Source organism: Microbacterium testaceum StLB037 (assembly GCF_900104345.1).
Lineage (GTDB): Bacteria > Actinomycetota > Actinomycetes > Actinomycetales > Microbacteriaceae > Microbacterium > Microbacterium testaceum_A.
In genome coordinates this window covers 115,105-141,175 of sequence record NZ_FNJN01000004.1, presented here as the reverse complement: position 1 = coordinate 141,175, position 26,071 = coordinate 115,105, and the positions used below count along the sequence as shown (strand labels likewise).

The following is a 26,071-nucleotide window of genomic DNA, read 5'->3' as shown; positions in this document are numbered from 1 at the left end:
GCCTCCTCTCGCAATCCGACCGCCCGGTGTCGGACCGTGCTGACAGACTGAGGGGGTGATCACCGACCTGCCGTTCGAGAACGTGTACCGGCACGGGTTCGCGCGCGTCGCGGCGTGCACGATTCCCGTCGCGGTCGCCGACCCCGCCGCCAATGCCGACGCCGTGCTCGACTCCGCGCGCGCGTGCGACGCTGAGGGCGTCGCCGTCGCCGTCTTCCCCGAGCTGTGCCTCACCGGCTACGCGATCGACGACCTCGTCATGCAGGATCCCCTCCTCGATGCCGTTGAAACCGCTCTCGAGCGCCTGGTGCTGGCATCCGCCGATCTTCTTCCGGTGCTCCTCGTCGGCGCGCCGCTGCGCCACGGCAACCGCCTGTTCAACTGCGCGGTCGTGATCCACCGCGGTCGGGTGCTCGGCGTGGCTCCCAAGGCGTACCTGCCCACCTATCGCGAGTTCTACGAGCACCGCTGGTACGCGCGCGGAGACGACCAGGTCGGTCAGCACATCCGCGTCGCCGGCGAGACGGTGCCGTTCGGACCCGACCTGCTGTTCGAGGCGGCCGACGTACCCGGTCTCACCCTGCACGCCGAGGTGTGCGAAGACGTCTGGGTGCCGATCCCGCCGTCCTCGGGGGCGGCGCTCGCAGGGGCGACGGTGCTCGCCAACCTATCGGGCAGTCCCATCACGATCGGGCGTGCCGACGATCGGAACCTGCTGTCGCAGTCGCAGTCCATGCGGTGCCTCGCGGCCTACGTCTACGCGGCCGCGGGTCAGGGCGAATCGACCAACGACGTCTCATGGGACGGCCAGACCATGATCTACGAGGGCGGGCACCTGCTCGCCACGACCGAGCGCTTCCCCGACGGACCACGGCGCAGCGTCGCCGACGTCGACCTGGACCGTCTGCGACAGGATCGCCTGCGGCAGGGCACATTCGACGACAACCGCCGCACGACCGGCCCCGCGTTCCGGACGGTGTCGTTCGAGCTCGCCCCGCCCGCGACCGACCTCGGTCTGCGCCGCGCGGTCGATCGCTTCCCCTTCGTCCCCGACGATCCGGCTCGCCTCGCACAGGACTGCTACGAGGCGTTCAACATCCAGGTGTCGGGCCTCGTGCAGCGGCTCCGGGCCATCGGCGACCCGCGTCCGGTTCTCGGTGTGAGCGGCGGACTCGACTCCACGCACGCGCTGCTCGTGATCGCCCGCGCCATGGACCGGATGGGGCGTCCGCGCAGCGACATCCTCACCTATACGCTGCCCGGGTTCGCCACGAGCGAGAAGACCAAGCGCAACGCGATCGCCCTCGCCGAAGCCGTCGGCGCCTCGATCGAAGAGATCGACATCCGCCCGGCGGCGACCGAGATGCTCTCGCGCATGGGACACCCCTTCGCGGCGGGGCAGCCCGTCCACGACGTCACGTTCGAGAACGTCCAGGCGGGGCTCCGCACCGACTACCTGTTCCGTCTGGCGAACCAGAACAACGGGATCGTCGTCGGCACCGGCGACCTGTCCGAGATCGCCCTCGGGTGGTCCACGTACGGCGTGGGCGACCAGATGAGCCACTACTCGGTGAACCCCGGCGTCCCCAAGACGCTCATCCAGCACCTCATCCGCTGGGTGATCTCCTCAGGCGAGCTCAGCGATGAGACCGTCGACGTGCTCCAGTCCGTGCTCGACACCGAGATCAGTCCCGAGCTGGTGCCCGCCGGCCAGGACGGCCGGATGCAGTCCACCGAGGACCGTATCGGCCCGTACAACCTGCACGATTTCACGCTTTACCACGTGCTGCGCTTCGGCTTCCGACCGTCCAAGATCGCCTTCCTCGCGGCTCACGCCTGGAGCGATCGGGATGCCGGCGCCTGGCCCCCCGGCTACCCCGAGGCAGGGCGACCGGTGTACGACCTCGTCACCGTGGCGAAGTGGCTCGAGGTGTTCCTGAAGCGGTTCTTCGGCTTCGCGCAGTTCAAGCGCACCGCGATTCCGAACGGACCCAAGGTGTCGCCCGCGGGCTCGCTGTCGCCGCGCGGCGACTGGCGTGCACCCTCCGACGGCAACGCCCGCGTGTGGCTGGCCGACCTGCACGCGGCCGTGCCGGAGGCGTTCCGGAGCGAGTGAGCCCGCGGTCCGCGCGCGACCCCACCCGCTGACGGGCCCTACCAGCCCATCGACCCCGGAACGCCCTTGAACGGGCCCGCGAGGTCGCTCGTCACCCACCCGCCGTAGAAGCCGCCCGGCTGCGGTTCGACCGTCTCGCCGCCCAGCACGACGCGATCCATCGGGCCCGCGTACACGGCGACCCGGTCTTCGAGGATCTCGTACCCGGGCATGGGGTGCGGATAGTTCCAGGCGGCGCGAGCGGCGACCGCTCCCCCACCCCCGTGGACATCGAAGTACCGGGCTCCCCCCTTGAACTCGCAGAACGACGCGCCCTCACCGAGGGTCAGCGCATCGCCGAACGCCACGATGGGCACGTAGTACACCGGCGGATGGCTGGTCTCGACCACACGGACGACGTCATCGGTATCGGCGATCCGCACGCCGCCGAAGTCGATCTGCACGCGCTTGCGGACGCGCTCCACGCGCGGTGGGCGGGGGTAGTCCCACACGGATTCCTGGCCGGGACGAACGGGGTCGGGTACGGGACGCGCCATGCGCCCACGGTACGCCGCGATCCGCATACTCGGGCGATTCCCCGCATACCGGCTCAGGAGGCGCACAGCTTTTCGGTAGCCTGGTGACCGAGGGGGCACCGTGAGCGAACAGAAGACCACGCACGACGGCCGGCGATATCGCGTCTACCAGATCGTCGGCATCGTGCTGGCCGTGCTCTTCCTCGCCCTGGGTGTCGCCGCCTACCTGACCGGCGGAGGACCCATCATCGCCGCCATCGCCGTCATCGGAGGACTCGCCGTGCTCATCGTCTCGATCGTCATGATGGTGCGCTCGTGAGCGCCCCCGAGACCCCCGGCGGCTCCGACGGGAAGAAGAAGTACCCGGCGGGCACCGTCGTCATCTGGATCGCCGGCGCGGGCATCGGCCTGTGGCTGCTCATCAGCGGCCTGATCGGCATCCTGTCCGGAGGCAGCTGAACCGGCGCGTCGCGGGAATGCCCTCCGACGGTGATCGTTGACCTCCACGTCACCGATTTCGACAGGAAGGGCATCATGACGCGTATCGGACGCAGCGACCTCGACATCCTCCCCCTCTCCCTGGGCGGCAACGTCTTCGGCTGGACCGCGGACCGCGACACCTCGTTCGCCGTTCTCGACGCGTTCCACTCCGGTGGGGGCGACTTCATCGACACCGCCGACGCCTACAGCGCCTGGGTGCCCGGCAACTCGGGCGGTGAGAGCGAGACCCTCATCGGCGAGTGGCTCGCCTCGCGCAAGCCCGAGAACGTCGTCGTGGCGACGAAGGTCAGCCAGCACCCTCAGTTCCGCGGGCTGAGCGCGAAGAACATCCGTGCCGCTGCGGAGGCGTCGCTGGCGCGTCTCGGCGTCGACACGATCGACCTGTACTACGCGCACTTCGACGACGCCGACACCCCGCTCGAAGAGACCGTGGCCGGTTTCGCCGATCTCGTGACGGACGGGCTCGTGCGCTACGTCGCGGTGTCGAACTACACCGCGGCCCGTATCCGCGAGTGGATCTCGCTCGCCGAGGCCGCCGGCGCCGACCTGCCGGTCGCGATCCAGCCGCACTACAACCTCGTGCACCGCACCGAGGTCGAGAGCGACATCGTGCCCGTCGCCGAGCAGTACGGCATGTCGCTCGTGCCGTACTACGCCCTCGCCAGCGGGTTCCTCACCGGCAAGTACCGCTCGGCGGATGCCACGGGCGATTCGCCTCGCGCGGAGGGTGCGGCGAAACTCGCCACTCCCGCAGGGCTCAAGCTGATCGACGCCCTTGAAGAGGTCGGTGACGCGCACGGTTCCTCCATCGCGGCGACGGCGCTGGCCTGGCTGCGCCTGCAGCCCACCGTGGCCGCCCCCATCGCGAGCGCCTCCAAGGTGGAGCAGGTCGCCGACCTGCTCGCCAGCGCATCGCTCGAGTTGACGAGCGACGAGCTCGCGCACCTGTCGGCCGCATCCGAGCCCGCACAGGGCTGAGTGACGACTCTCTCCCTCGACTGAACGCCCGCCGCACGCGGAGCGCACCCACGGTGCGTGTTCCGGTGCGGCGGGCGTTTCGTCGCGCGGGCAGGTCGCGCAGGCAGGCGGCGCGAACGCGCGGCGGCGTCGGCGACAATGGTGGGGTGAAGCTCCTCGTCGCCGCCCATGCGTCCGAACTCATCGCCTTCGAGGCGGAGATCACCGGGTTCGAGCGCCTGCTCACCGGAGTGGGCAAGATCCCGGCCGCCTACGCATTGACGCGGGCCCTGTGCGCGGGCGATTACGACGAGATCGTCGTCGTCGGAACCGCCGGAGCGATCGACGACGACGTCCAGGGCGGCATCTACGACATCGCCGCGGCGATCCAGCACGACGTGAAGGGCCTCGACGGCGCCTTCGGCGAGCACGTTTCGCTCCCCGCTCGCGTCGAGACCGGTCACGAGGGCATGGTCATCGCCACAGGAGACCATTTCGTCGACGATGCCGAGACCGTGCGACTCATCCGTGGCCTCGGCGGGAGTCTCGTCGACATGGAGTCCTACGCGCTCATCTGGGTAGCGCAGCAGTTCGGTGTGCCCATTCGCATCCTCCGTGCCGTGTCGGACCGCGCACAGGACGGCGCGACCGAACTCTGGGACGATGTCGTGGAACGGTGCAGTCACGAGCTCCGCGCTGAGATCCGCACCCGCTACGGCGTCTGAGCGCGACCGCGACGCCGCCTGCGCTCAGGGCGTCTGCGAGCCCGAACGCGCTCGACCCGCGAGGTCGGTGACCCCTACGACGAGCGCGAGCGCCAGGAAGACGCCGACCGTGATCATGCCCGACGCGTAGGCGTCGTGGTACAGCACGGCCATGTCGTCTATGCTGCCCTGCTCGCGATAGACCGTCGCGTAGAACAGGGCGAGGGCGATGGCCGTGCCCACGGCCGTGCCGATGCGCTGCCCCAGCTGGCCGACGGATCCGGCGACGCCGCCGCTCTTGACCGGGATGTCGGCGAGGGTGAGCGTCTGGTTCGGCGAGATGACGAGTCCACCGGCGAAACCGCCGAACGTCATGACCGCCGCCATCGCCCAGGGGGTCCACCCGGGGTCGGTGAAGAGGGCGACCAGGACGAGCCCACCGGCGGTGGCGACCATGCCCAGGATCCCCCAGACGACAAGGGGGCGCCCCAGTCGAGTGACGAGGTTGCCGCCGATCCACGAGCTCCCCGCGGATGCCACGGCGAAGCCGATCGTGACCATTCCCGCGAACACGGGTTCGAGGCCGAGTCCTCCCTGGAGGAACAGGGTGCCGAGAAGGAACATCGCGGGAACGGCCGAGAAGTAGGCGGTCGAGATGAGCACGCCGTTGCGGTAGGACGAGAGGGAGAAGATCGAGAACGGCATGAGCGGCATCCGGCCGCGCTCCGCATATCGCCGTTCCCAGAAGACGAAACCCGCGGCGAACACGACAGACGCCACGAGGAACCACCAGCGGTGCGGGTTGTCGTCGGGGCTGCCCGTCGTGAACAGGAACGGCCACATCAACGACAGGATCGTCAACGCGAACAGTACGACGCCGACCGGGTCGAGATCGAGCTTGCGGTGCGATTTGGTGCGCGTGTCGGGAAGCAGCCACGCCGCCAGGGCGATGACGATCGCGACGAGCGGGACGTTGATCCAGAAGATGAGCCGCCAGCCGTCGGTGTCGCCGCCGATGGCGATGAGCAGACCGCCCAGGGTCGGACCGAAGGCGGTCGCGATGCCGATCGTGGCACCGAAGAGCCCGAACGCGCGGCCTCGCTCTTTGCCCTGGAACAACTGCTGGACGAGCCCGAGCACCTGGGGCATCTGGATGCCGGCCGCGACGCCCTGCAGAAGGCGAGCGGCCAGAAGCACGGTGGTGTTCGGCGCGAGCGCGCAGGCCAGGCTCGTCACGAGGAACAGTGACAGGCCGACGAGGAAGAGCATCCGCCGAGAGCGGAGGTCGCCCAGGCGTCCGGCCGGCACGAGTACGAGGCCGAAGGTCAGGATGTAGCCCGAGACCACGAGCTGCAACTCGGTCGGGCCGGCGTTCAGTGCCGCCTCGATCGAGGGGAGTGCGACGTTGACCTTCGTGAGGTCGAGGATCGTCAGCGCCGCGACCGCGACCGCGACCCAGTAGGCACGCCACCGATGCCGCGGCGACAGCACGATGTCACGCGTGGGGGGATGGGCGGAATCCGTGGGCGCAGAGGGAGGAGTCATCGACGCCGACGGTACTCCGGGGGTCGGACACCGGACCCGGGCTTGCGCGCGGGGGCATCTCGTCCTCTGCGGACGCGGGGGTCAGTCGACGTCGCGGCGGGCGAAGACCGCGCGCAACACGAAGAACACGATCACGGCGACGACCGCGACGGCGAGGAGGCGGAAGGCGAAGGCGATGAGCGAGAACAGGATGTTCACGAGCACCCACGCGATGATCACGGCGACGACGACGCCGAGGATGGTCCAGAGGGTGCTTTTGCGCATGCGTCCAGCCTAGAACCGGGGACCGGGGCTGCCGGCCGTGCTCTCAGCCGACAGTCGCACCCACCCCCTGTCGGATCACACTCGGGCCTCGGGTCGTCGCGGTGACGTGCAGCTGAGCGGGCAGCTGGTCCTTCATGGCCGCGACATGACTGATGACTCCGACTGTTCGGCCTCCCTGCCGCAGTTCGTCGAGCGTTCTCATGGCGAGGTCGAGGGTGTCGTCGTCGAGCGATCCGAATCCCTCGTCGATGAAGAGCGTGTCGAGCCGGATGCCGCCCGCTCTCGCCGTGACCACCTCGGCCAAGCCGAGAGCCAGCGCGAGCGACGTGAGGAACGTCTCGCCGCCCGACAGCGACTGCGGGGGGCGACTCTGCCCGGTGAAGGCGTCGACCACCTCGAGGCCCAACCCGCTCGCGGCACCTCGGGCGGCCAGGGCGTCGCTGTGCTGCAAGCGGTACCGGCCGGACGACATGTGGTCGAGCCGCAGATTGGCCGCGGCCACGATCTCTTCGAGCTCGGCCGCGAGCACGAAGGTCTCGAGCGTCATCCGACGCGTGTTCGGAGCGCGCCCGGCCACGGTGTCGGCGAGGCGGGCGATCACGGCGTGCTCGTCGGAGAGCGCCGCCACCGCCGTGTGCCCGGCGTCGGCGCGCTGCGAGAGGCCCCTCAGACGGTCGGCCAGCGCGCGAGCCGAGGCGTGCGCCGCGGACGAACGCTGGACGGCCTCACGCGCCTCGGCGACGGCGAGCGCGAACGGAGCCAGGTCGACGGGCTCGTCGGGGGCGTCGACGAGGAGCAACTCGAGATCCAGCAATCGCTGGCGGACGGAGGCGACCGCCGCGTCGTGCTCCGCGATCGCCGTGTCGAGGCGGTGCCGCTCCGACGCCGGCCGGAGAGCCCGGGTCACGGCCTCGACGTCTGCGAACGGGCTGTCGGCCACGAGGCCCGCGACGATCGCTGCGGTCTCGCTCTCATGCGCGATCGCGGTCTCGAGCAGATCCTGCGCGGCGACGAGCTCGCGCACCACTTCTCGTCGGGAGCGAAGGTCGCGCTGCCGCTCGGCCACGCTGTCGGAATCTCCGCGCGCCGCGGCGACCTCGACGCGCAGGATCTCGATCCGCTGCTCGGTGAGCGCGAGGGACTGGCGGGTGTTCGCGAGCTTCTCCGAGAGGCCGTCGATACGCTCGGCGATCGACGCATCGAGTTCTGCCACCCGCGCCCGTTCCTCCTGCACGCGCTCGTGCTCGTCGACCTCGGCCTCAGCCGAGGTGAGGGCCTCTTCCGTCTGGGCCAGACGCTCCTCGAGGACCTCGACGCTCTCTCCGCCCGCGAGAGCTGCGGCCAGCGTGTGCGCGTCACGCGCGACGCGCGCGGCGTCGGAGGCGAGTCGGTCCTGCTCGACGGCGACGTTCTTGCGATCTTCGGCGGCGTTGATCTCGTCGTCGGACACGGGAGCATCGTCACCGCGCGCGGGGTGCGGATGCTCGCGCGCTCCGCACACGGCGCACGGTTCGCCGTCGACCAGATCGTGGGCCAGCTCGACGGCGGCACCCGCGAGACGACGGCGGAGAAGGGCGGTCCAGGCGTCGACGGCACGCTGCACCTCGTCGGCACGGACGAGAGCCGCCAGATCCGCCCGTTCGCGTTCCTCGAGCAGGGCCGCGGCGCGGCGCGCGGCCTCGAGCCGGCGAATCACGTCGTCTCGCGCGGTCGCCGCGGTCGACTTCCGGGTCTCCGCTCCGGCCAGTCGCATGAGTCGCTCATCGAGGCCGCGCAGAAGCTCCGGAACCTCGAGTCGCCCGTCGATCAACGCGTCCCGATCCGCGGTGGTGCGGGCGAGGAGCGCGGTGAACCGGTCGGCTTCGGCGACGAGCTCGTCAAGTTCGACCTCGGCGGCGAGTGCCGACTCGCCCCGGGCGAGCAGGGCGGTGATCTCGTCGTCGCGGGCGACGAGCTCTGCCCGGTCGACGCCGACCTCGAGGGACGACGCGGAGCCGACCGGCTCGCCGAGCCGACGGGCCTTCTCGATCGCGGCGCGGGAGCGGTCCCGGGCGGAGGCGAGCCCCCTGCGCGCCGACTCGGCCGCCTCGATCGCGCCGCGGAGGGTCTCGGCCTCGGCCGCGGCGGAAGACTCATCGCGCGCGTCGGACATCCGGGCGTCGTCCGCCTCGAGGGCCGTCAGGCGAGCGCGAAGACGTGCGCGATCGTGTTGCCGCTCGGTGAGGGCGGTCGCTTCGCGCTCGGCGATCAACGCCCGATCGAGACGCGCGTTGCTGTCGTCGCGTTCGCGCGCAGCCGACTCGACGCGGTAGTCGGCGCGTTCCACCGCTCGCACGACGCGGGCGACACGTTCGCCGACTCCGAGCGCTGCACCCGCGTCCGATTCACCTTCGACCGCGCCGACCGTCGAGGCCTCGGCGTCGAGCTCGAGGGCGAGACGCTCGGCTTCGTCGAGGAGGGTCGCGACCTCGACGCCCTCGGTGGCGAGACGCTCGGACGCGCGCTTGCGGCGTTCGTCGAGATCGGTCGCGTACTGCTCGAAGGACCGGGTACCGAACAACGTTCGAAGCAGGCTCAGTCGTTCGTCGTTCTTGGCGAGGAGGAAGCGCGCGAAGCGGTTCTGCGCCAACAGGATGACCTGGAGGAACTGCTGCTGGGTCAGACCGAGGATCTCGTCGAGACGAGCGGCGACATCGACCGGACGCGCGGCCACGCCCGTCCACCCTTCGGGAGCGAGGACCTCGAGCAGCGCCCGATGAGGCTCTTTCGTCGTCCCTCCCCCGCGTCGCTTCGGCCGCTCGAACTCCGGAGACCGAGTGATGCGCCAGCGCTCGCCCTCGGCGCTGAACTCCAGTGTCACGCGGGTCGGGTCGTCGGGCTCGCAATGGTCGCTGCGCAGGCGGCGCTCCGCACCGTCGTACCGCGGAACGCCCCCGTACAGGGCGTAGCAGACCCCGTCGAGCACGCTCGACTTACCGGCTCCGGTGCGTCCCGTGATGAGGAAGATGCCGTCAGCGGTGAACACGTCGAAGTCGACGGTCTGCGCCTCGAGGAACGGCCCGAACCCCTCGAGGACGAGGCTGTGGAGCTTCACGCCGTGGCCTCCGCGACGGACCGGCCGTCGAGCACCTCGCGGATGAGGGCGCGCTCGGCCTCGGAGGCCCCTTCTCCCTCGCGGACGTGGGCGAGGAAGGTGTCGATGACCTCGCCGTCGTCGCGCGCGGACCGCACCCGTCGGGCGTACCCCGACCCGTCGTCGGGCAGGGTCTGAGCGGGGAGGTGGACGACCGTGGCGCACCACGGGAAGCGCGCCTGCAGCCGGCGCATGGGATCGGGCTGTGGAGTGGAGTCGGTGTACTCGGCGCGCACCCAGTGCTCGTGGAAGTCGGCGAAGCGATCGTCGGTCAGGAGGTCGTCGAGGGGGGCACGGAGGGTGACGAGCGGGCGGAGAACGGGCAGGTCGAGCCAGGTCACGTTCGCGAGCCCGTCGGCGTCGAGATCCACCAACCAGGATCCGCGCGGTTTGCCCGCCTCACCGAAGCTGTAGTGCACCGGCGCTCCGGCGTATCGGACGCGGGTGGAGATCTGCTGGCGGCCGTGGATGTGTCCGAGGGCGACGTAATCGGGCCCGTCGAAGGCGGAAAGCGGAACCACGTCGAGACCCCCCTGGCGGATCTCGCGCTCCACCCCCGGCGTCGCGTCGACGCCTGCGGCGAAGCAATGAGCCGCCACCACCGAACGCCCACCGCGCTCGGCGAGGTCGGCGCGGACGAGGTCGAGGGCGTGCTGCATGGTCTGTGCCTGGCTGCGCAGTTCGACGCCCTCCCAGAGGTGGCGCACGATGGCGGGCTCGAGGTACGGGATGCCGTAGAAGTGCACGGAGCCGTGCTCGTCGTCGATGGTCACCGGGGTACCCACGGCGTGGGGGGCGGTGACGACCGTGATCTCGTCGCGCAACAGAGCGGACTGGAAGCCGAGACGGGCAGCCGAGTCGTGGTTGCCGCTCGTGACGATGACACGCGCTCCGGCGGCCGCCAGCGACGCCAGGGTCGACGTCAAGACCGGATAACAGGCCGCCGAGGGGGCCGCGGAATCGAAGACGTCGCCCGCGACGATCACCACGTCGACGGAGTTCTCGCGCACCTGCGCGACGAGGGCGTCGAGGACGCCGCTCAGCGCATCGAGGGTCGAGTGCCCGTGGAAGGAGCGCCCGATGTGCCAGTCGGAGGTGTGCAGGATCCGCATGCAGACACGGTACGTCGCACCTCCGACATCGGCTCGCAGCAAACGCCCGACCCGACGGGTTCGTCCCACGGAAAAGCCCCGCCGCCGGGTCTTTCCGGGGCGGGGCGTTCTCGAGGGATCAGGAGCCCGAGACCTCCGCGGCCAGGGCGCGGATGCGGTCGTCGCCCAGGTCGAGGCCGATGTCGCGGAAACGCTGACGCAGCACGTCGGCGATGCGCTCCTCGCTCTTGTCGCCGACGTCGGCGCGCGTCTGCACGACGACGCCGGCGATGCGGGCCTCGTCGTCGGTCGGGTGGGTGTCCATGGCCGGTTCGGACTGCTCGTCGGGTCGCGAGATCTTGCGATCGCGGTGCACAGCGCCGCCGACCGAGTCCGCGGCGTCTGCTCCCCCGTCGGGACCGCTGGTGGGCTGGGGCGCCCGAGTCTCATCCGTCATGTCAGTCCTCCGTGCTCAGGTCGGGGTCGATGCCCTGGCTGGCGGCATCCCCCTCGATGGGGTCCGAGGGCTCCGCGTCGTTGAGGCGCGGCGAGCCCTTCGCGTGCTCGTTCTGCTCTGCGGTCTCACCGTCGGCGACGGCGCCGCTCTCCCACCCACCGGGAGGGTCGGCGTTGATGACACCCTCGGGCAGGTCGCGGTCGTCTGTCATGACTTCCCCTTTCGACCCGACCAGCTTCGTCGGGCGGGCGGAGGACCCGGCAGGGGTTGACGGCCGGACGCGGTCTGCGTAGGCGCTCGGTTCAGGAGGCGGGTCGCTGGTGCAGGATGGCCGCCCGCTCGGGGTGGGCTTCGAACCACTCCCCCACGTACCAGCACACGGGCAGGATCTCGCGGTCGCCCGCCGCCTCGATCGCGTCCACCGCGCGCTCGGTGATCACGGCGGCGTAGCCGTGTCCGCGGAAGGTGGGGATGGTGAAGGCGCGAGTCAGGGCGACCGTGCGCCCGTCGTCGCGATAATCGAGGACCGAGACGAGGTCGTCTCCATCGTGCAACGTGTAGCGGGACGCGGTCTTGTCGTCGGCGAAAAGCAGGTCAGCCATGACGGAGAGGCTACGCCGCCCTCGATGGACGGGCTCCGTCGCGGCAGAGTGCACGGTGCGACGGCCCGGGAGGCCGCGAAACTGAGCATGATGCGCGCCCCTGACGGCATCCATGCCGATTTGACGAGGTCGGACACGCTGCGTCATAATCCCCCCATGACTCTCAACGCGCGTTCTCTGTCCGCCCGGGAGGCGAACAGGACTGCCGGCATGATGATGCCCGGCCGCGTTGCGCTGTGTTGTCGAATGTGCCGCTAACAGCGACCCTCGCTCGGACCACCTCGGTTTCTGAACACCGACGTCGTCCCTCGGCCGCCTGACGTCCGCGTCGATCACGCGTACCCCGGCACCGCACTCCGGCCCTCCGGCCTCTCCCTCCCGTCGAACCCCGCTCTCGTTGACGCCCGGGTTCACACACCCAAGGATTCTCTCCTCATGTCGATCTCCGCCGTTCTCGACCGCCCCTCCACCGCCGCCGCCCGTCCCGCCGCCCGCGACGCCGCTCCCCACGCGACCGCAGCGTCGGCCCCTGCGGCTCGCCCCGCCGCCCCCGCCACCACCGCCCCGCGGGGCTTCGCTCTCTACGTCGGCATCGACGAGGCGAAGGCCGCCGCCGCCGGCGTCAGCCTCGGTACTCTCGTCGAAGCCCTCCGCCGTACGCTCGGCGAGCTGGCCCCCGCCGCCGAGACCTACGCGACGGTCGCCCTCGCCCCGGTCGGGTCCGGTGGCCGCGACGTGGACGTGGTGCGTCTCGCCCTGCACGAGCCGTCGGCGATCGCACGCACCAAGGACGAGCCCGCCGAAGAGGACCGCGCGCCGGGAGGCGTCGTGGTCGACATCTCGCGCAAGCGCGTGCTCATCGACGGCGAGTCCGCTGCGTTCACGTTCAAGGAGTTCGAGCTGCTGCAGTACCTCGTTCTGCGCGAAGGCCGCACGATCGAGCGCACCGAGCTGGTGGCATCCCTCTGGGAGGGCTCGACCGACGATGACGCCCCGGGCGAGCGCACCATCGACGTGCACGTGCGGCGCCTGCGCGCGAAGCTCGGCGTGTACGAGGACATCGTGCGCACCGTGCGCGGCGTCGGGTACCGCTTCGACCGCCACGCCGACGTGTCGATCCGCTACGGACACGGCACCCCCTCGCCCGACCGGTTCTGACGCCTCTTCCCGCTCTGCGGGAGCGGATGCCGCGATGTCGGCGCTCGGACGTAGGGTGTCGGCATGAGGTCGATCGGAGTCCGCGCGCATCACGCGCCGCGTGAATCGGCCGCTCCCGCGGGCGACCCGATCGAGTCGGAGTACCGCCCCGCCCGTCCGGTCGACATCGGCCGTGCCGTCGCGGCACAGCGTCACGGTGCGAACGACCCCACGTACTTCGCCTCGCAGCCGCTCCCGGCCGGGGGCGTCGTCTGGCGGGTGAGTCGCACCCCTCTCGGGGTCGCCACCCTCGCCTTGCGCATGCGCGTCGGCGGTGCGGTCAAGGCCGCGGCGTGGGGGCCGGGAGCCGAGTGGGCTCTCGACCAACTGCCCGCGCTGTGCGGTCGCGACGACGATCCCGACGGTTTCGACGCGTCGCGGCATCCGTCCGTCGCCGAGTGGCATCGCCGGCACCCCGACCTCCGTATCGGCCGCACCGACCTCGTCTTCGATGCGCTGGTCAGCGCCATCATGGAGCAGAAGGTCACGAGCATGCAGGCCTTCTCCGCCTGGCGGAGCATCGTCACCTGGTACGGCGAGCGCGCTCCCGGTCCGACCCCTCGGCCGATGTTCGCTCCTCCCGACGTCGACGGATGGCGCCTCGTCCCCTCGTGGGCGTGGCATCGCGCGGGTCTCGAGCCGCCGCAGTCGCGCACCATCGTCGAGACGTCGCGCCGGGGGGCCTCCATCGTCCGTGCCGCCGAGGCGGCCGTCGACGGCGAGGCCCGCGATCGCGTCTTCATCAGCCTCCGCGGGGTGGGCATCTGGACGAGCGCCGAGACGCGGATCCGTGCTTTCGGCGATCCGGATGCCGTGAGCGTCGGCGACTACCATCTCTCCCATCAGGTGGGTTTCGCCCTCACCGGGCATCGCACCGACGACGACGGCATGCTCGAGCTGCTCGAGCCGTTCGCCGGGCACCGTCAGCGCGTCATCCGTCTGATCTATGCCGGCTCTGCGCTCGAACCGCGCCGCGGCCCGCGCCTGCACCCCGAGGATCACCGCGATCGGTGACCCCTAGGCTGAGCCCATGACGCAGACGGGAACGGGCTGGCCACGCGGACGGACGTACTGGGTTCTCGGGAGCGTGCTCCTGCTCGGCCTGGGGGTGCTGTTCGGCCTCGTGTGGCAGAACGTGTGGCTCGGCATCGTCATCGCCGCCGCCGTGTCGGTCGGGTGGCTCCTCGCTTACGAGTCGAGCCGCGGACGCAACGTCGGGGTGAACGACGAGGACAACGGCATCCAGCTCTAGGTCAGCGCTCGCCGGCGAGGTGGGTGCGCCGCATCGGCACGTGGGGAATGCCGTCCTCGGCGAAAGGGGCCCCCGACACGACGAAGCCGAACCGTCCGTACCAGGAGGCGAGGTGCGCCTGAGCGTCGAGCAGGATCGGGATGCCGGGAGCCTCGGCATCCAGAAGATCGATCGCCGCCCGCATGAGGTCGGCGGCGATGCCGCGCCCTCGAGCCGCGGGAGCGGTGGCGACCCGGCCGATGCGCGTGTTCCCCGCCTCCCGGAGAACGCGGAGCGTCGCGCGGATCTCGTCGCCATCGGCGGCCCAGAACAGTTCGGCGCCGGGCTCGATGTCGCGGCCGTCGATCTCGGGGTAAGCGGCCTCCTGCTCGACCACGAACACGGCCACTCGCATCCAGAGGATGCGGTACAGCGTGAGCGGGGCGATGTCGGCGACAGCGGAACGATGCACGGTGACGGCCATCCCTCGACCGTACAACGGCCGGCGAGGCCGATCCGCGCTCTCGCCTGGACCCCTGTCGGAGGTGCGCGGTAGCCTGCGGCCATGTCTTTCCAGGCGTATCTCGACAACATCGAGACCAAGACGGGTCTCACCCCGCGGCAGTTCGTCGCCCTCGCCGCCGAGCGCGGTTTCGGTCCGGGCACGAAGGCGACCCCGATTCTCGAATGGTTGAAGGACGACTACGACCTCGGGCGCGGCCACGGCATGGCCCTCGTGCACGTGATCACGAAGGGCCCGCAGATCGGCGACACGCACGTCGGCCGCAGCGGGCCGCACGGCGACAAGAGCGACACCCTCTGGCTCGACGGCGCGGCGTCGAATCCGAACCCCTAGCCTTCCGCCGAGAAGCGTCTCGACGCCGCGATCTGCTCGCCGACCCGCCGCAGGGCCAGAATGAGCGGCTCGACGAGTGCGGTGCCGAGCACGACGTAGCGCACAGCGTCGTCCATCGACGTCTCGGGTGTCGCGGCGAGCTCCGCCTCGCCGATCGCGGCGAGATGCGTGACGTAGCTGTCCATCACCGACGGCGGCACGGTGAACCCGGCGCGATCGAGTGTCGCGAGGGCCTGGGCGACGGCACGGAGCTGGTCGGGAAAACAGTCGACGGGCGATCCGCCCATGCGCTCGAGCAGCGCGGTCGCCGCGGTCACGTCGAGGTCGCCGTCGACCACCGGGGTCACGGCGGCATTGGCGGCGCCGAGCAGGTCGTAGGGGTTCTCGGGCGGCTCTTCGAGCACGCCGATCACCTTGCGCACCCCCGCGATCCCGACGCCCGCGTCGACGAGCGCGCGGATGACGCCGAGGCGCTGGACGTGCGAGGCTGCGTAGCTCGCCTGCGTCGGCGAGGTGCGCTCGCCCTCGGGCAGCAGTCGCTCGCGCAGGTAGTACTTGATGGTGGCGACGGGTACTCCGCTGGTCGCCGACAGTTCCGAGATCCGCACCGCTCGCCCCTTGACTCGATAGCAAGACTATCCAACACTGGATAGTGACACTATCGAGTGAGGACGAGCCATGGCATCCATCAATCCGGGACGAACGACCCACCGCTACGACGGCGAGCTCGTCGTCTTCCACATCGGCATGACGGTCAACAAGTGGTGGCGACCCGACCAGTGGATGCCGCTGATGGGCGACATGCCCAGGATGCTGCGCGAGCTGAGCACCGACCCCGACTCCGGGCTCCTCGGTTTCACGATGCTGCTCGGCTCCCGGGGTCCCTACCTCGTGCAGTACTGGTCGTCGCTCGACAAGCTCTACGCCTACGCCTCGGCGCCGACCCAGGAGCACCGGCCCGCCTGGACGCGTTTCAACCAGCGGGCGCGGAAGACCCCCGGCGCGGTCGGCATCTGGCACGAGACGCACGTGGTCGAGCGCGCCGAGACCATTTACGTCGCAACCCCGCCGATGGGTCTGCCGCGGGCGACCGAGATCGTGCCCGTCGCCTCGCGACACGACCGGGCACGGGCACGCGTGGCCGACGGTCGCACGGGTGGTGCCGCCGCGCCCGCCGGAGCGACAGACTGAGGGCATGGCCTCGATCCTCACCACCGCCGAAGAACTGCACGACGCCCTGTCCGCGGGCCGCTACGCCGACGGCGGTCCCGTCCGGGTGCTCGACGTGCGCTGGCGACTGGACCGCCCCGACGGGCGGCCCGACTACCGCGCCGGACACATCCCGGGCGCGCAGTACGTCGACCTCGACCACGACCTGGCCACTCACGGCGCACCGACCGAGGGCCGGCATCCGCTCCCCTCCCTCGAGTCGTTCGAGCAGACCGCCCGTCGGTGGGGTATCGACGAGGGCGACACCGTCGTCGTCTACGACGACCTGAAGAACATGTCGAGCGCCCGCGCCTGGTGGCTGCTGCGCGCGGCCGGGGTCGCCGACGTGCGCCTGCTAGACGGGGCGCTGACGGCGTGGACCGAGGCCGGCTTCGCGCTCGAGGAGGGGGATGCCGCGGCTCCCGCCCCCGGCTCGATCTCGCTGGCCTACGGCGCGATGCCCACCCTCGCACTCGACGAGGTGGCCGCGTTCGCCGACGAGGGTCTGCTGCTCGACGCGCGGGCAGGCGAGCGCTATCGCGGCGAGGTGGAACCCATCGACCCGCGCGCGGGACACGTGCCCGGGGCGGTGAGCGCCCCGACCACCGAGAACGTCGGCGGCGACGGCCGCTTCCGCTCCCCCGACGACCTGCGTTCGCGATTCCGGATGCTGGGGGCCGAAGACGGCATGAGCGTCGGCGTCTACTGCGGGTCGGGCGTGACGGCGGCGCACCAGGCGGTCGCCCTGACGCTCGCGGGCTTCGAGCCGCGGGTCTTCGCCGGGTCGTGGAGCCAGTGGTCGAACCACCCCGAGCTGCCCGTGGCGACGGGGCCGGAGCCGCGCTGAGGCCCGGTCCCCTCCAGAGATCCAGGGACCGTCCGCGGAGTCACGCCCAGAGGTCGCTGACGGGGATCTCGCGAGCGAGAACGTTCTGCGCCGCCCGGTGCCCCGAGAGCAGTGCACCGGGGACGGTGGCGGGGTCGTCACCCCACGTCGCTTCTCCGGCGAGATGCAGCACCCCGTCGACCGGGGTGGCGAGTTCGTCGTGGTCGGCGCCGACCGAACCGGGGAGCATGTACGCGTACGACCCCCGTGAGAACGGGTCGTCCTGCCAACGCGTGACGATCGCGCTCGTCGGATCGGGCACACCGTCGCCGTAGAGGCGGCGCAGCTGGACCATGGTCGACGCGATGATCCGCTCGTCGCTCCACTCGCGCGTCGCCACCGCAGCGGGACCCGCGGCGAACGTGAGCAGGGCGGGCTCGTCGTGAAGCCGACCGAGGTCGTACCAGGAGTGCCACCACTCCCCCTCGTCGCCGAGCTGACGGATGCCGTAGACCCCGGCATCCCAGAATCGCTCAGCGAAGCGCAGCACCACCTTCTCGAAGGCGTTCATCCGGAGCAGCCCGAGCGCCCGGCGATGCGGCTGCGGGAGAGGGGGCTCGATCACCAGGCCTCCGGCGTGCAAGACGCCGACGGGGACCGTGACCACGGCCTCCCTCGCCACGAACGTCCCGCGGTCCGTGTCGACCACGACGCCGGCGGCCGAACGCTCGACGCGCGAGACGACGTGACCGAGACGGACGTCGAGACCCACCGCGAGGTTCGTCGCGAGCTCGTCGTAGCCCCGGGGGAAGACGACCTCGTCGCCGTCGACGGTGTCATCGTCGAGACCGTGGGCACCGAGCTCGGCCATGCCGATGCCGTACTGCTCCTGAGCGCGGCGGTCGTTGTACTCCCGCACACGCTCCCTACGCTCGGCATCCCAGTCCTGTAGAGCGAGAGCACGCTCGACGACGTCCGCGTAGGTCGCGTCCGGCTCGGCGTCGCCGATGACGCGCGTGAGCGTCGCGTTGAGCGCGCGGATGTCTGCGGCGTATCCCGCCACCGCGTCGACGTCGAGGCGCCGACCCCGGGCGTCGAAGTACGCCAACGGGCGGGAGTCGGGCTGATACCCGCCGACGGTGAACTCCACCATCGGCATGCCGAAGGCTCGCGCCGCGTCCGCGACGGGGCTGTCGGTGATGCCGTGGATCCACGATGCGCCGCGATCGGTGACGTGGCCGCCGGAGCGATCGGTGAACACGCGCCCACCCACCCGGTCCCGCGCCTCGAGCACGACGACCCGGTGCCCGCCCCGCACGAGGAGACGAGCGGCGGCGAGCCCCGAGATCCCCGCCCCGACGACCAGAGTGTCGACGGTTTCCATGGGCCCTCCCGCGTGCTCGATGTTCCGGCGACGCTACTGCGGGCGGCGAGCTCTCGGCATCCGCCACTGTGGCGTGCGAGCGGCGGCGGGCTGGACGCGGTGTACACACCGCACGGTTCAGGCGACCGGCGCCTCTTCATCGCGGCGCTCGGGAACCGTACCCTTACGGCCGTAGCGCAGCCAGAAGAACAGGTAGCAGAGCCCCACGAACGGGATGCCGAAGTACAGGGCGGCGACCTGGTTCGGGTCGAACGCGATCGCCACGATCGACGCGGTCAACAGCACGAAGGCGAGGATCGGCACGAGCGGGTACATCGGCGTGCGGTAGGCGAGGGTCGAGAGGTCTCCTCCCTCGCGCAAGAACTGGCGCCGGTGGAAGAACTGCGCAGCGACGATCGCCATCCACACCGCCACCGCCGCGAAGCCGGCGATCGACACGAGCACGATGTACACCGTCTCGGCGGCGACGACGCTGGTGATCAGTGAGACGAGGCCGATCGCGAGGCTCACCAGCAACGCCACCATCGGGATGCCGCGGCGCGTGAGCTTCGTGAAAGCGCGCGGCGCGTACCCCTCTTCAGCGAGGGAGAAGAGCATGCGCGCGCAGGAGTACAGCCCGCTGTTGCCCACCGAGAGCAGGGCCGTGATGACGACGAAGTTCATGATGTCGGCGGCGTAGGGCACCCCGACGATGTCGAAGACCTCGACGAAGGGGCTCTCGCTGACGCCGGCCTTGTCGTACGGCAGGAGCGCCGCGATCACGACGATCGAGCCGACGAAGAGCACGAGCAGGCGCAGCACCGTCGAGCGCAGCGCGCGGGGGATGTTGCGGGCCGGGTCCTTGGTCTCGCCCGCGGCGACCCCGACGATCTCCGCCCCACTGAAGGCGTAGAACACGGCGAGCGAGGTGATGAGCACTCCGCCGAGACCCGCGGGCAGAAGCCCCTCGGGCGTGACGAAGTTGCTCAGCAGCACCGCCTCGTGCGGCTCGGACGAGAGCGGGGTGAAGCCGAAGATCGCCATGCCGCCCAGCACGATCAGGGCGACGATCGCGAGCACCTTGATGAGGGCGAACCAGAACTCGGTCTCACCGAACACGCGCGCCGAGATGGCGTTGAGGGTGAACAGCACCGCGGCGAAGACCACGCACCACACCCACACGTCGACGTTCGGGAACCACCTTTGCATGAGGATCCCGGATGCCGTGAACTCCGACCCCAGCGCGACGACCCAGCACAGCCAGTACAGCCACGCCGTGGCGAAGCCCGTCGCCGGCCCCATGGTGCGCGCGGCGTAGATGTGGATCGAGCCCGAGACGGGGTAGGTCACCGCGAGCTCGCCGAGGCACACCATCACGAGCCACACGACGAAAGCGCCGAGCAGGTACGCGAGCACGGCTCCGAGCGGACCCGCCTGGGCGATCGTGTAGCCCGAGCTCAGGAAGAGACCCGACCCGATGACGCCGCCGAGGGCGATCATCACGAGGTGGCGCGCGTCCATCGCGCGGCGGAGCTGCCTCTTCGGCTCGCCCGACTCGGCGCGGTCGACGGCGGGACCCGAGGGTCGGTTCATGAGGGTTCTCGCATTCGTCCTCGAGGGCCGCGCGTTCGGGCGACCGCACGTCAGAGTAGTTGATGACCGCTGGCTACGCTGAATGGAGCGCACCGAGTCCAGTCGGTGCCGGAGGAAGGACGGCGAGATGGCAGAGCGCCCCGACCGCACCGACAGCGACACGCTCGCCGAGGCGAGTCTCGCCGTCCACGGCGGCAAGCAGCTCGACAGCACTCGCGCTCTGCGCACGCCGCTGGTCATGTCGAACTCCTACGAGCTCCCCGAAGACCCGAGCGAGATCAGCTGGTCGGCCACCGCGCCCGGGCTCTACACCCGCAACACCGGCGTCAACCAGCTCGCCCTCGAGCGCAAGCTCGCCGCCCTCGAGGGCGGAGAAGAGGCCGTCGCCCTCGCCTCCGGGGTCGCCGCCCTCCACGCGGTGTTCTTCACGCACGTGCGCGCGGGCGACCACGTCGTGGTGAGCGACGTCGTCTACGAGGCCACCTGGCGGCTGTGGAGCGAGCTGCTCCCCCGCCGCTACGGCATCCATGCCACCTTCGTCGACATCTCGGATCCGGATGCCGTCCGCGCGGCGATGCGGCCCGAGACGAAGCTCGTGTGCGTCGAGGCGATCGCGAACCCGACCACCAAGGTCACGGACGTCGCCGCGATCGCGGACATCGCGCACGCGGCCGGCGCGCTGCTGATGGTGGACTCCACCTTCACCCCGCCTCCGTTCTACCGACCGCTCGCCGACGGTGCCGATCTGGTCGTGCACTCGCTGACGAAGTACATCAACGGTCACGGCGATGCGATGGGCGGGGCGGTGATCGGGCGGTCGGAGCTGATCGAGCCGATCAAGGCCGACGCGATGGTCGACGTCGGCGGCGTCATCTCGCCCTTCAACGCCTGGATGATCGAACGTGGATCCGTGACGCTGCCCCTGCGCCTGCGCCAGCACCTGTCATCGGCGGAGCGGATCGCCGCGTTCCTCGAGGCCGACCCCCGGGTGGCGTTCGTCGCCTACCCGGGCCTGCCCTCGCACCCGGGCCATGAGACCGCGCGGCGCCAATTCGGCGGGCGCGGATACGGCGGCATGATGGCGTTCGCCGTCGACGGCGGACCCGACGCGCAGAACCGCATGGTCGGTCAGCTCCGCCTCGTCACCTCGGGGTTCTCTCTCGGTCACGACGACAGCCTCATCGTGCACACCGCCGCGGACGGACCGCGGACGGTGACGTATCCGGAAGAGTTCCGACGCTACGGGCACCTGCGGTTGTCGGTGGGTCTGGAGGATCCCGACGACCTGGTCGCCGATCTCGCGGCGGCGCTGGACGCGTCGGGCGTCTGAGCTCGCCCTACGACTCGGGGAACAGTTCGCGGATCGTCGTGACGACGCCGTGGTCGAGATTCGAGGGGGCGCGGTAGCGCGCGCGAGCGACGACCTCGGGGTGGGCCTCGCGCATCGCGTACGACCAGTCGGCGGCATCCAGCATCTCGAGGTCGTTGAGGTAGTCGCCGAAGGCTGCCGTCTGCGCGGGCACGACGTCGAGCGCCTCTTGCAGCCGCGCGAGGGCCGCGCCCTTGTCGACGTGAAGGTTCATGATGTCGACCCAGTGACGCCCCGACACCACGACACGGTGTGTTTCGGCGATCTCGTCGAGCGCGCGACCGACGCTGTGCTCGGCGACGGCGAAGTCGTAGATCGCGATCTTCAGGACGTCGTCGTCGACCTCGAGGATGTCGTCGACCGCCTCGAGCGCCGCGTAGTACGTGTCGGCCTCGGCGCGGAAGGCGTCGTCGGTGCGCTCGATGTAGGCCGAACGCTTTCCGCACAGCACGACCCCCAGGTCGTATCCCCGCTCACCGAGATCGCGGAGGTGACGGACGACCCGCTCGACGACCTCGCGATCGATCGCGTCGGACGAGACCTCGACGCCCGCGCGGACGACGTACGCGCCGTTCTCGGCGATGAAGGTCATCTCGCCCGCGGCTTCGCCGAACGATCGCTGCAGCGTGGCGAGCTGCCGACCCGAGGCGGGGACGAAGGCCACTCCGCGCTCCGCCAGCCGGGGCAGAAGGCTCCAGAGCGGGTCGGGGATGTTGCCCTCGCCGTCGAGGAGGGTGCCGTCCATGTCGACGGCGATGAGGCGGATGTCGTGGGGCACGACTCCATCCTCCCAGGCGGGCGGCGGCTCGCGAATCGGTGGGCCAGCGGGGAACCGCTGAAATGACTGGTTGACTCGGCACATGGACCTCGAACCCTGTCGTCCCCGCGATATCGGAGCGCTGACGGCGTTCCTCGAGGCGGTCGATCTCACCCTGAGCGGCCTCGACGCCCCGGAAGTGCGGTTGTGGGTCGAACGCGATCAGGCGGGAGCGGTGATCGGCAGCACCGGGTACGAGCTGAGCGGCGACGGGCGACACGCTCTCATCCGCAGCGTGGCCGTCCGTCCCGAGACGCGCTCGCGGGGCCTCGGCGGCGCTCTGGCTCGCTTCGCTCTTGCGCGCGCAGCCGACGAAGGCGCTTCGCGCGCGTGGTTGTTCAGCCGCCGCTCTGGTCCGTTCTGGCAGGGCCTGGGGTTCGCCCCCGCCGATCGGGACGAGCTGGCCGCTGCCCTCCCGGACACGTACCAGGTGCAGTTGTTCCGACGAACGGGACAGCTCTCCCGCGAAATTGCGTGGACGCGCGCGCTGACCCGGGAGGACACGGGCGAGCGCACAGCCCCAATGTGACTCAGGCGTGAGGCCCGGGTTCGCAGACACTCAGAACGGGGCCGCCTCGTCGTCGGGTGGCGACGGATCATCAGGCAGGAAGCGCACGGCGGGAGCGTAGGGCAGCGGCTCGTCCGCGTAGACACGACCGGACGGAGACGTCCATTCCAGGATGCCGCCGGCTCTCTGCCTCACCTTCCACCGGGTGAACTGCTTCTGCGAGTGGTGCCGCTGGCACAGGTGGGCGAGATTGTCGACGCGAGTCGTTCCACCCAAGGCCCAGTCGACCGTGTGATCGACCTCGCACCGGACGGCGGGGACAGCGCACCCGGGCCACCGGCAACGCCGGTCGCGGGCGCGGAGGTGCCGGTCGATGGCGGAGGACCGCTGATACGTGTCGGTGAACAGCACGGCCCCCGTGACGGGATGGGTGACCACGCGATCCCAGGGGATGGTCGTGGATTCCGCGATGCCACGAGCGGTCTCGGCGTCGATGGGACCGTGCCCGACGAGTTCCGCAGGGTCGAGGTTCTCGTCGCCGGGCCGCAGCATCGTCAGTGCGGGCACGACGACCTGCACGCGAGCACGGATCTCCCCGAGCACGCCGGGACCGTCCCCGGAGCGGGTCGGATCGGCGACGGGAGCCGCCGCCAGAAGAAGGTCGGCCAGGATGTCGGCGCGCAACTGGTCGGTCGTGCGTTCGTCGACGGCGGATGCCGTCGCTCCCTGGCCCTGAACAGGTTCGGCGGTCGTGCGGTCCACCTGCGGGTCCGGGCCGCCGACCGTCCGCGCGTCGATCACCGCGCGGCTCTGCAGCGTCAGCCGGTCGTAGATGCCCACCGCGAGCACGGTGGGAAGAGTCGCGATGAGGTCGGACATGCCGTCCACGCCCGGCACGACCCGGACGCACCGCGTCTCGCGGCCCCGCTGGTGCCTCTCGGTCAGCGTCGTCGGGTTCAGCTTCTCGGCGAGCGCGGCCAACCGCGAACGCAGCCGCCCCGGGCTGAGCTGGGCGGCCAGCCCCACGGCGAGGGTGTCGAACTCCGGACGCCGTTCCTCGGGCAGGGCGGCCCCGGCATCCAGCACGATCCGCACGTGGGCTCGAGTGAGAGCGCCCGCCTCCCAGGCGTCGACGACAGCGGGGTAGTCGTCGACGAGTTGCAGCGCCCGACCGATGTGCGTCTGCACGGTGCGGTCGGAGAGGCGCGCCACCGCGGCCACCTCGGACGCGATCTCTCGCATCGCCATATCGGACGCGCGCACGGACGACCTGTGCTCGGTGGCGCGCGTCAGGCCGTACTGGCCGAGAGCGGCGTAGGCCCGCGTGCGCCGGGCCTCGGCCGCGGCGAGCGCGGCATCGGCGGCGAGGGCCTCGGCCACCAGCGCCTCGCGCACGCTCGACCCCGCGGAGTCAGCGGCAGAGGGCGTCGGCGAGGACATGTGTGCATGCTAGCGACGACCTCCGACATTCACGGGTCGTCGGGCGGGCCACGGGGGAGGGATCGTGAAACCCAGAGAGTGGAGAGAAGCCCCCTTCGCCACTCGGAACCTATGAAAGAGAAAAGAACGCCCCGACCCCTCTTCCACTCCGTTATCTCGCCGTTATAGAGTGCAAGCACGGTAGTTGTTTTGCTGTGGCAGCTACCGACATGTGATTGCAGGACACTCTGGTGCAGGAAAGGGCCGGTCGGGATTTCCCGACCGGCCCTTCGTCCGTTTCGGAATGCGAAACTACGGCGACGCGGGAGGATGAGACGGTGAAAGACGAAGTGTTGACCGAACCCGACGGGCGCATCGTGCTCGTGAGGCACGGCGAGACCGAATGGAGTCGGACCGGCAAGCACACCGGGCTCACCGACATCCCCCTGACCGAGACCGGTGCGTACAAGGCCGAGCTCGCCGGGACTCTTCTCGCCACGCGTCGATACGACCTCGTGCTCACCAGCCCCCTCCAGCGGGCGATCGAAACCGCCGAGCGCGCGGGCTACGGCGACGCGCAGCACGAGCCGCGCCTGGTCGAGTGGGACTACGGCGCCTACGAGGGCCTGACGACCCCCGAGATCATCGAGCAACTCGGCCGCCCGTGGACGATCTGGCAGGCTGGAGCCCCCGCGGGGGCCACCCCCGGAGAGACCGTCGAGCAGGTCACCGAGCGCGCACAGTCCCTGCTCGCCGAGCTCCGGCCCCGCGTGCGCGCCGGTCAGCAGGTTCTGCTCTTCTCGCACTCCCACTTCCTCCGCGCTCTCGCGGGCACCTGGCTCGGTCTCACGGCGGCGGGCGGGCGATACTTCGTCCTGGGCACTTCGGCCGTCAGCGAGCTCGGCTTCGAGCACGGCTCCGAAGTCATCACGCAGTGGAATCACGTGCGCGGACGCTGAGCCGCCCCATCCCTCGCTCATCGCGCGACGACGTGATGCGGAATCAGTGCGGAAGAGGCACGAACTCCTGCGCGGCGGCTCGTTGCACCTCGTCCTCGGCGTCGAGGAATCCGAACGAGCGCAGCAGGGGCACCCAGAGCGATGTAAGACGCGACGCCAGCGCGGCGTCGTCGACGTCCCCGGTCTCGTAGACGCCGAAGGTCGCCCCCAGGAGCAGCTCGGGGGCGAACGAGGGGACCTCGGCGACCCCGTGCGCGCGGGCGGCGGCGTCGAGTTCGGCGGCGATGATGCCGTACCAATCGAAGCCGTCGGGCACCTCGACCCCCTGTTTGCGCAGTTCATGGAGGAGCCGCGTGGCGCCGGCCGCGACCGGGCACGAACGGGCGTCCAACGACGCCGCCAACAGCAGCCCAGCGAGACGCTCGAGCCCGTGGGGCTGCGGCAATCGCCCCTCGATCTCGCGCCACCGCACCTGCTGCGACTCGATCACCGCGACGGCCAGCGCCGTCTTGGAGGCGAACTGGTGGTACCCGATGGCGGACTTGGGGCGGCCCATCGCCTCGGCCACGCGCGCGAACGACGCGCCCTCGTAGCCGCGGATCGCGAACTGCTCGCCGGCCGCCTCGATGATCGCGCGCCGCGCCTCGGCCATGCCCTGCTGACGTCGGTTCACCTGCCCCACCCCTCATTCGCACCAGCGAGGCGGCGAGGTCGCCACCCGCGGTGTGTCCACCAGACGATCGTAGGGCGATGCCGCGCCTCCGAGTGAGGGGAACGGCCCTCCGGAGGGGGATCCGCGCAGCCCCAGATCACGCTGAGGTGACGCGGAGACCCCCCGG

General features: G+C 70.6%; 29 protein-coding genes. 14 read left to right on the top strand and 15 right to left on the bottom strand.

Annotated elements, in window-relative coordinates:
• Positions 1 to 55 precede the first annotated feature (55 nt).
• On the top strand, positions 56 to 2,116 hold the full coding sequence (locus tag BLS25_RS09770; RefSeq protein ID WP_056224024.1) for an NAD(+) synthase: 2,061 nt from the start codon (positions 56 to 58) through the stop codon (positions 2,114 to 2,116).
• Between the two features lie 38 nt (positions 2,117 to 2,154).
• Here BLS25_RS09770 and BLS25_RS09765 read toward each other — a convergent pair whose 3' ends face one another.
• Positions 2,155 to 2,652 carry a DUF427 domain-containing protein gene (locus BLS25_RS09765; RefSeq protein ID WP_074695380.1) on the bottom strand — a complete coding sequence of 166 codons (498 nt, stop codon included), beginning with the start codon at positions 2,650 to 2,652 and terminating at the stop codon, positions 2,155 to 2,157.
• Between the two features lie 100 nt (positions 2,653 to 2,752).
• Here BLS25_RS09765 and BLS25_RS09760 point away from each other — a divergent pair, with 100 nt between their 5' ends.
• The 4 genes from BLS25_RS09760 to BLS25_RS09750 all read left to right on the top strand — a co-directional run bounded on the left by BLS25_RS09760 (position 2,753) and on the right by BLS25_RS09750 (position 4,814).
• Entirely contained in the window at positions 2,753 to 2,950 is a 198-nt protein-coding gene (locus BLS25_RS09760; protein WP_074695378.1) for a hypothetical protein, read from the top strand.
• The gene (locus tag BLS25_RS16930; RefSeq protein ID WP_156371548.1) at positions 2,947 to 3,090 is read left to right on the top strand and encodes a hypothetical protein; all 144 of its coding nucleotides are present in this window, start codon (positions 2,947 to 2,949) and stop codon (positions 3,088 to 3,090) included. Before BLS25_RS09760 ends, BLS25_RS16930 begins: the two co-directional genes overlap by 4 nt.
• Before the next feature lie 75 nt (positions 3,091 to 3,165).
• On the top strand, positions 3,166 to 4,110 hold the full coding sequence (locus BLS25_RS09755; RefSeq protein WP_056224220.1) for an aldo/keto reductase: 945 nt from the start codon (positions 3,166 to 3,168) through the stop codon (positions 4,108 to 4,110).
• Between the two features lie 146 nt (positions 4,111 to 4,256).
• Positions 4,257 to 4,814: a phosphorylase family protein gene (locus tag BLS25_RS09750; protein WP_056224028.1), complete on the top strand. Its 558-nt coding sequence runs from the start codon at positions 4,257 to 4,259 to the stop codon at positions 4,812 to 4,814.
• 24 nt (positions 4,815 to 4,838) lie between these two features.
• Here the strand turns inward: BLS25_RS09750 and BLS25_RS09745 are convergent, their stop codons facing one another.
• The 7 genes from BLS25_RS09745 to BLS25_RS09715 all read right to left on the bottom strand — a co-directional run bounded on the left by BLS25_RS09745 (position 4,839) and on the right by BLS25_RS09715 (position 11,885).
• Positions 4,839 to 6,338: an MFS transporter gene (locus BLS25_RS09745; RefSeq protein ID WP_256335567.1), complete on the bottom strand. Its 1,500-nt coding sequence runs from the start codon at positions 6,336 to 6,338 to the stop codon at positions 4,839 to 4,841.
• 81 nt (positions 6,339 to 6,419) lie between these two features.
• Entirely contained in the window at positions 6,420 to 6,602 is a 183-nt protein-coding gene (locus BLS25_RS09740) for a hypothetical protein (RefSeq protein ID WP_056224029.1), read from the bottom strand.
• A gap of 43 nt (positions 6,603 to 6,645) precedes the next feature.
• The gene (locus BLS25_RS09735; protein ID WP_074695376.1) at positions 6,646 to 9,696 is read right to left on the bottom strand and encodes an AAA family ATPase; all 3,051 of its coding nucleotides are present in this window, start codon (positions 9,694 to 9,696) and stop codon (positions 6,646 to 6,648) included.
• On the bottom strand, positions 9,693 to 10,847 hold the full coding sequence (locus BLS25_RS09730; RefSeq protein WP_074695795.1) for an exonuclease SbcCD subunit D: 1,155 nt from the start codon (positions 10,845 to 10,847) through the stop codon (positions 9,693 to 9,695). The genes BLS25_RS09735 and BLS25_RS09730 overlap by 4 nt, the downstream gene beginning before the upstream one ends.
• Positions 10,848 to 10,965: 118 nt before the next feature.
• A complete protein-coding gene (locus BLS25_RS09725; protein ID WP_074695374.1) occupies positions 10,966 to 11,283 on the bottom strand; it encodes a hypothetical protein in 318 nt (105 codons plus the stop codon).
• A gap of 1 nt (position 11,284) precedes the next feature.
• Positions 11,285 to 11,494, bottom strand: coding sequence for a hypothetical protein (locus tag BLS25_RS09720; protein ID WP_056224037.1), 210 nt, complete (start codon positions 11,492 to 11,494; stop codon positions 11,285 to 11,287).
• A 91-nt stretch (positions 11,495 to 11,585) separates the two neighbouring features.
• Positions 11,586 to 11,885: a GNAT family N-acetyltransferase gene (locus BLS25_RS09715; RefSeq protein WP_056224039.1), complete on the bottom strand. Its 300-nt coding sequence runs from the start codon at positions 11,883 to 11,885 to the stop codon at positions 11,586 to 11,588.
• Between the two features lie 435 nt (positions 11,886 to 12,320).
• On the opposite strand from BLS25_RS09715, the gene BLS25_RS09710 reads away from it, so the two are divergent.
• The 3 genes from BLS25_RS09710 (at position 12,321) to BLS25_RS09700 (ending at position 14,334) form a co-directional block, all read left to right on the top strand.
• A complete protein-coding gene (locus BLS25_RS09710) occupies positions 12,321 to 13,043 on the top strand; it encodes a winged helix-turn-helix domain-containing protein (RefSeq protein WP_056224041.1) in 723 nt (240 codons plus the stop codon).
• Between the two features lie 63 nt (positions 13,044 to 13,106).
• Entirely contained in the window at positions 13,107 to 14,096 is a 990-nt protein-coding gene (locus tag BLS25_RS09705) for a DNA-3-methyladenine glycosylase family protein (RefSeq protein WP_235556879.1), read from the top strand.
• A 16-nt stretch (positions 14,097 to 14,112) separates the two neighbouring features.
• Positions 14,113 to 14,334, top strand: coding sequence for a hypothetical protein (locus BLS25_RS09700; RefSeq protein WP_074695372.1), 222 nt, complete (start codon positions 14,113 to 14,115; stop codon positions 14,332 to 14,334).
• Between the two features lies 1 nt (position 14,335).
• Here BLS25_RS09700 and BLS25_RS09695 read toward each other — a convergent pair whose 3' ends face one another.
• Positions 14,336 to 14,797: a GNAT family N-acetyltransferase gene (locus BLS25_RS09695; protein ID WP_074695370.1), complete on the bottom strand. Its 462-nt coding sequence runs from the start codon at positions 14,795 to 14,797 to the stop codon at positions 14,336 to 14,338.
• An 81-nt stretch (positions 14,798 to 14,878) separates the two neighbouring features.
• Between BLS25_RS09695 and BLS25_RS09690 the strand changes: the two genes are divergently transcribed.
• Positions 14,879 to 15,169: a DUF4287 domain-containing protein gene (locus BLS25_RS09690; protein ID WP_074695368.1), complete on the top strand. Its 291-nt coding sequence runs from the start codon at positions 14,879 to 14,881 to the stop codon at positions 15,167 to 15,169.
• Here the strand turns inward: BLS25_RS09690 and BLS25_RS09685 are convergent.
• Positions 15,166 to 15,777 carry a MerR family transcriptional regulator gene (locus BLS25_RS09685; protein ID WP_056224049.1) on the bottom strand — a complete coding sequence of 204 codons (612 nt, stop codon included), beginning with the start codon at positions 15,775 to 15,777 and terminating at the stop codon, positions 15,166 to 15,168. The two genes, BLS25_RS09690 and BLS25_RS09685, sit on opposite strands and share 4 nt — an antisense overlap.
• A 70-nt stretch (positions 15,778 to 15,847) precedes the next feature.
• On the opposite strand from BLS25_RS09685, the gene BLS25_RS09680 reads away from it, so the two are divergent.
• Complete coding sequence (locus tag BLS25_RS09680) at positions 15,848 to 16,360, top strand: DUF4188 domain-containing protein (protein ID WP_074695366.1); 513 nt, start codon at positions 15,848 to 15,850, stop codon at positions 16,358 to 16,360.
• A gap of 4 nt (positions 16,361 to 16,364) precedes the next feature.
• Entirely contained in the window at positions 16,365 to 17,225 is an 861-nt protein-coding gene (locus tag BLS25_RS09675; protein WP_074695364.1) for a sulfurtransferase, read from the top strand.
• Between the two features lie 40 nt (positions 17,226 to 17,265).
• On the opposite strand, the gene BLS25_RS09670 is transcribed toward BLS25_RS09675, so the two are convergent.
• Both BLS25_RS09670 and BLS25_RS09665 read right to left on the bottom strand, forming a co-directional pair.
• Positions 17,266 to 18,588, bottom strand: a complete 1,323-nt coding sequence (locus BLS25_RS09670) for a flavin monoamine oxidase family protein (RefSeq protein ID WP_074695362.1) — start codon at positions 18,586 to 18,588, stop codon at positions 17,266 to 17,268.
• A gap of 117 nt (positions 18,589 to 18,705) precedes the next feature.
• Positions 18,706 to 20,160 (bottom strand): amino acid permease, encoded by a 1,455-nt coding sequence (locus BLS25_RS09665; protein ID WP_056224057.1) that lies wholly within the window; start codon positions 20,158 to 20,160, stop codon positions 18,706 to 18,708.
• A gap of 127 nt (positions 20,161 to 20,287) precedes the next feature.
• Between BLS25_RS09665 and BLS25_RS09660 the strand changes: the two genes are divergently transcribed.
• The gene (locus BLS25_RS09660) at positions 20,288 to 21,490 is read left to right on the top strand and encodes a trans-sulfuration enzyme family protein (protein WP_074695360.1); all 1,203 of its coding nucleotides are present in this window, start codon (positions 20,288 to 20,290) and stop codon (positions 21,488 to 21,490) included.
• A gap of 7 nt (positions 21,491 to 21,497) precedes the next feature.
• Here the strand turns inward: BLS25_RS09660 and BLS25_RS09655 are convergent, their stop codons facing one another.
• Positions 21,498 to 22,307 carry a Cof-type HAD-IIB family hydrolase gene (locus BLS25_RS09655; protein ID WP_256335566.1) on the bottom strand — a complete coding sequence of 270 codons (810 nt, stop codon included), beginning with the start codon at positions 22,305 to 22,307 and terminating at the stop codon, positions 21,498 to 21,500.
• Between the two features lie 82 nt (positions 22,308 to 22,389).
• On the opposite strand from BLS25_RS09655, the gene BLS25_RS09650 reads away from it, so the two are divergent.
• A complete protein-coding gene (locus BLS25_RS09650) occupies positions 22,390 to 22,875 on the top strand; it encodes a GNAT family N-acetyltransferase (RefSeq protein WP_074695357.1) in 486 nt (161 codons plus the stop codon).
• Between the two features lie 30 nt (positions 22,876 to 22,905).
• Here the strand turns inward: BLS25_RS09650 and BLS25_RS09645 are convergent, their stop codons facing one another.
• Positions 22,906 to 24,294: an HNH endonuclease signature motif containing protein gene (locus tag BLS25_RS09645; protein WP_074695355.1), complete on the bottom strand. Its 1,389-nt coding sequence runs from the start codon at positions 24,292 to 24,294 to the stop codon at positions 22,906 to 22,908.
• Between the two features lie 317 nt (positions 24,295 to 24,611).
• Between BLS25_RS09645 and BLS25_RS09640 the strand changes: the two genes are divergently transcribed.
• Entirely contained in the window at positions 24,612 to 25,232 is a 621-nt protein-coding gene (locus BLS25_RS09640) for a histidine phosphatase family protein (protein ID WP_081349770.1), read from the top strand.
• A 43-nt stretch (positions 25,233 to 25,275) separates the two neighbouring features.
• Here BLS25_RS09640 and BLS25_RS09635 read toward each other — a convergent pair whose 3' ends face one another.
• Complete coding sequence (locus BLS25_RS09635; RefSeq protein ID WP_143017900.1) at positions 25,276 to 25,905, bottom strand: helix-turn-helix domain-containing protein; 630 nt, start codon at positions 25,903 to 25,905, stop codon at positions 25,276 to 25,278.
• Positions 25,906 to 26,071: the final 166 nt, after the last annotated feature.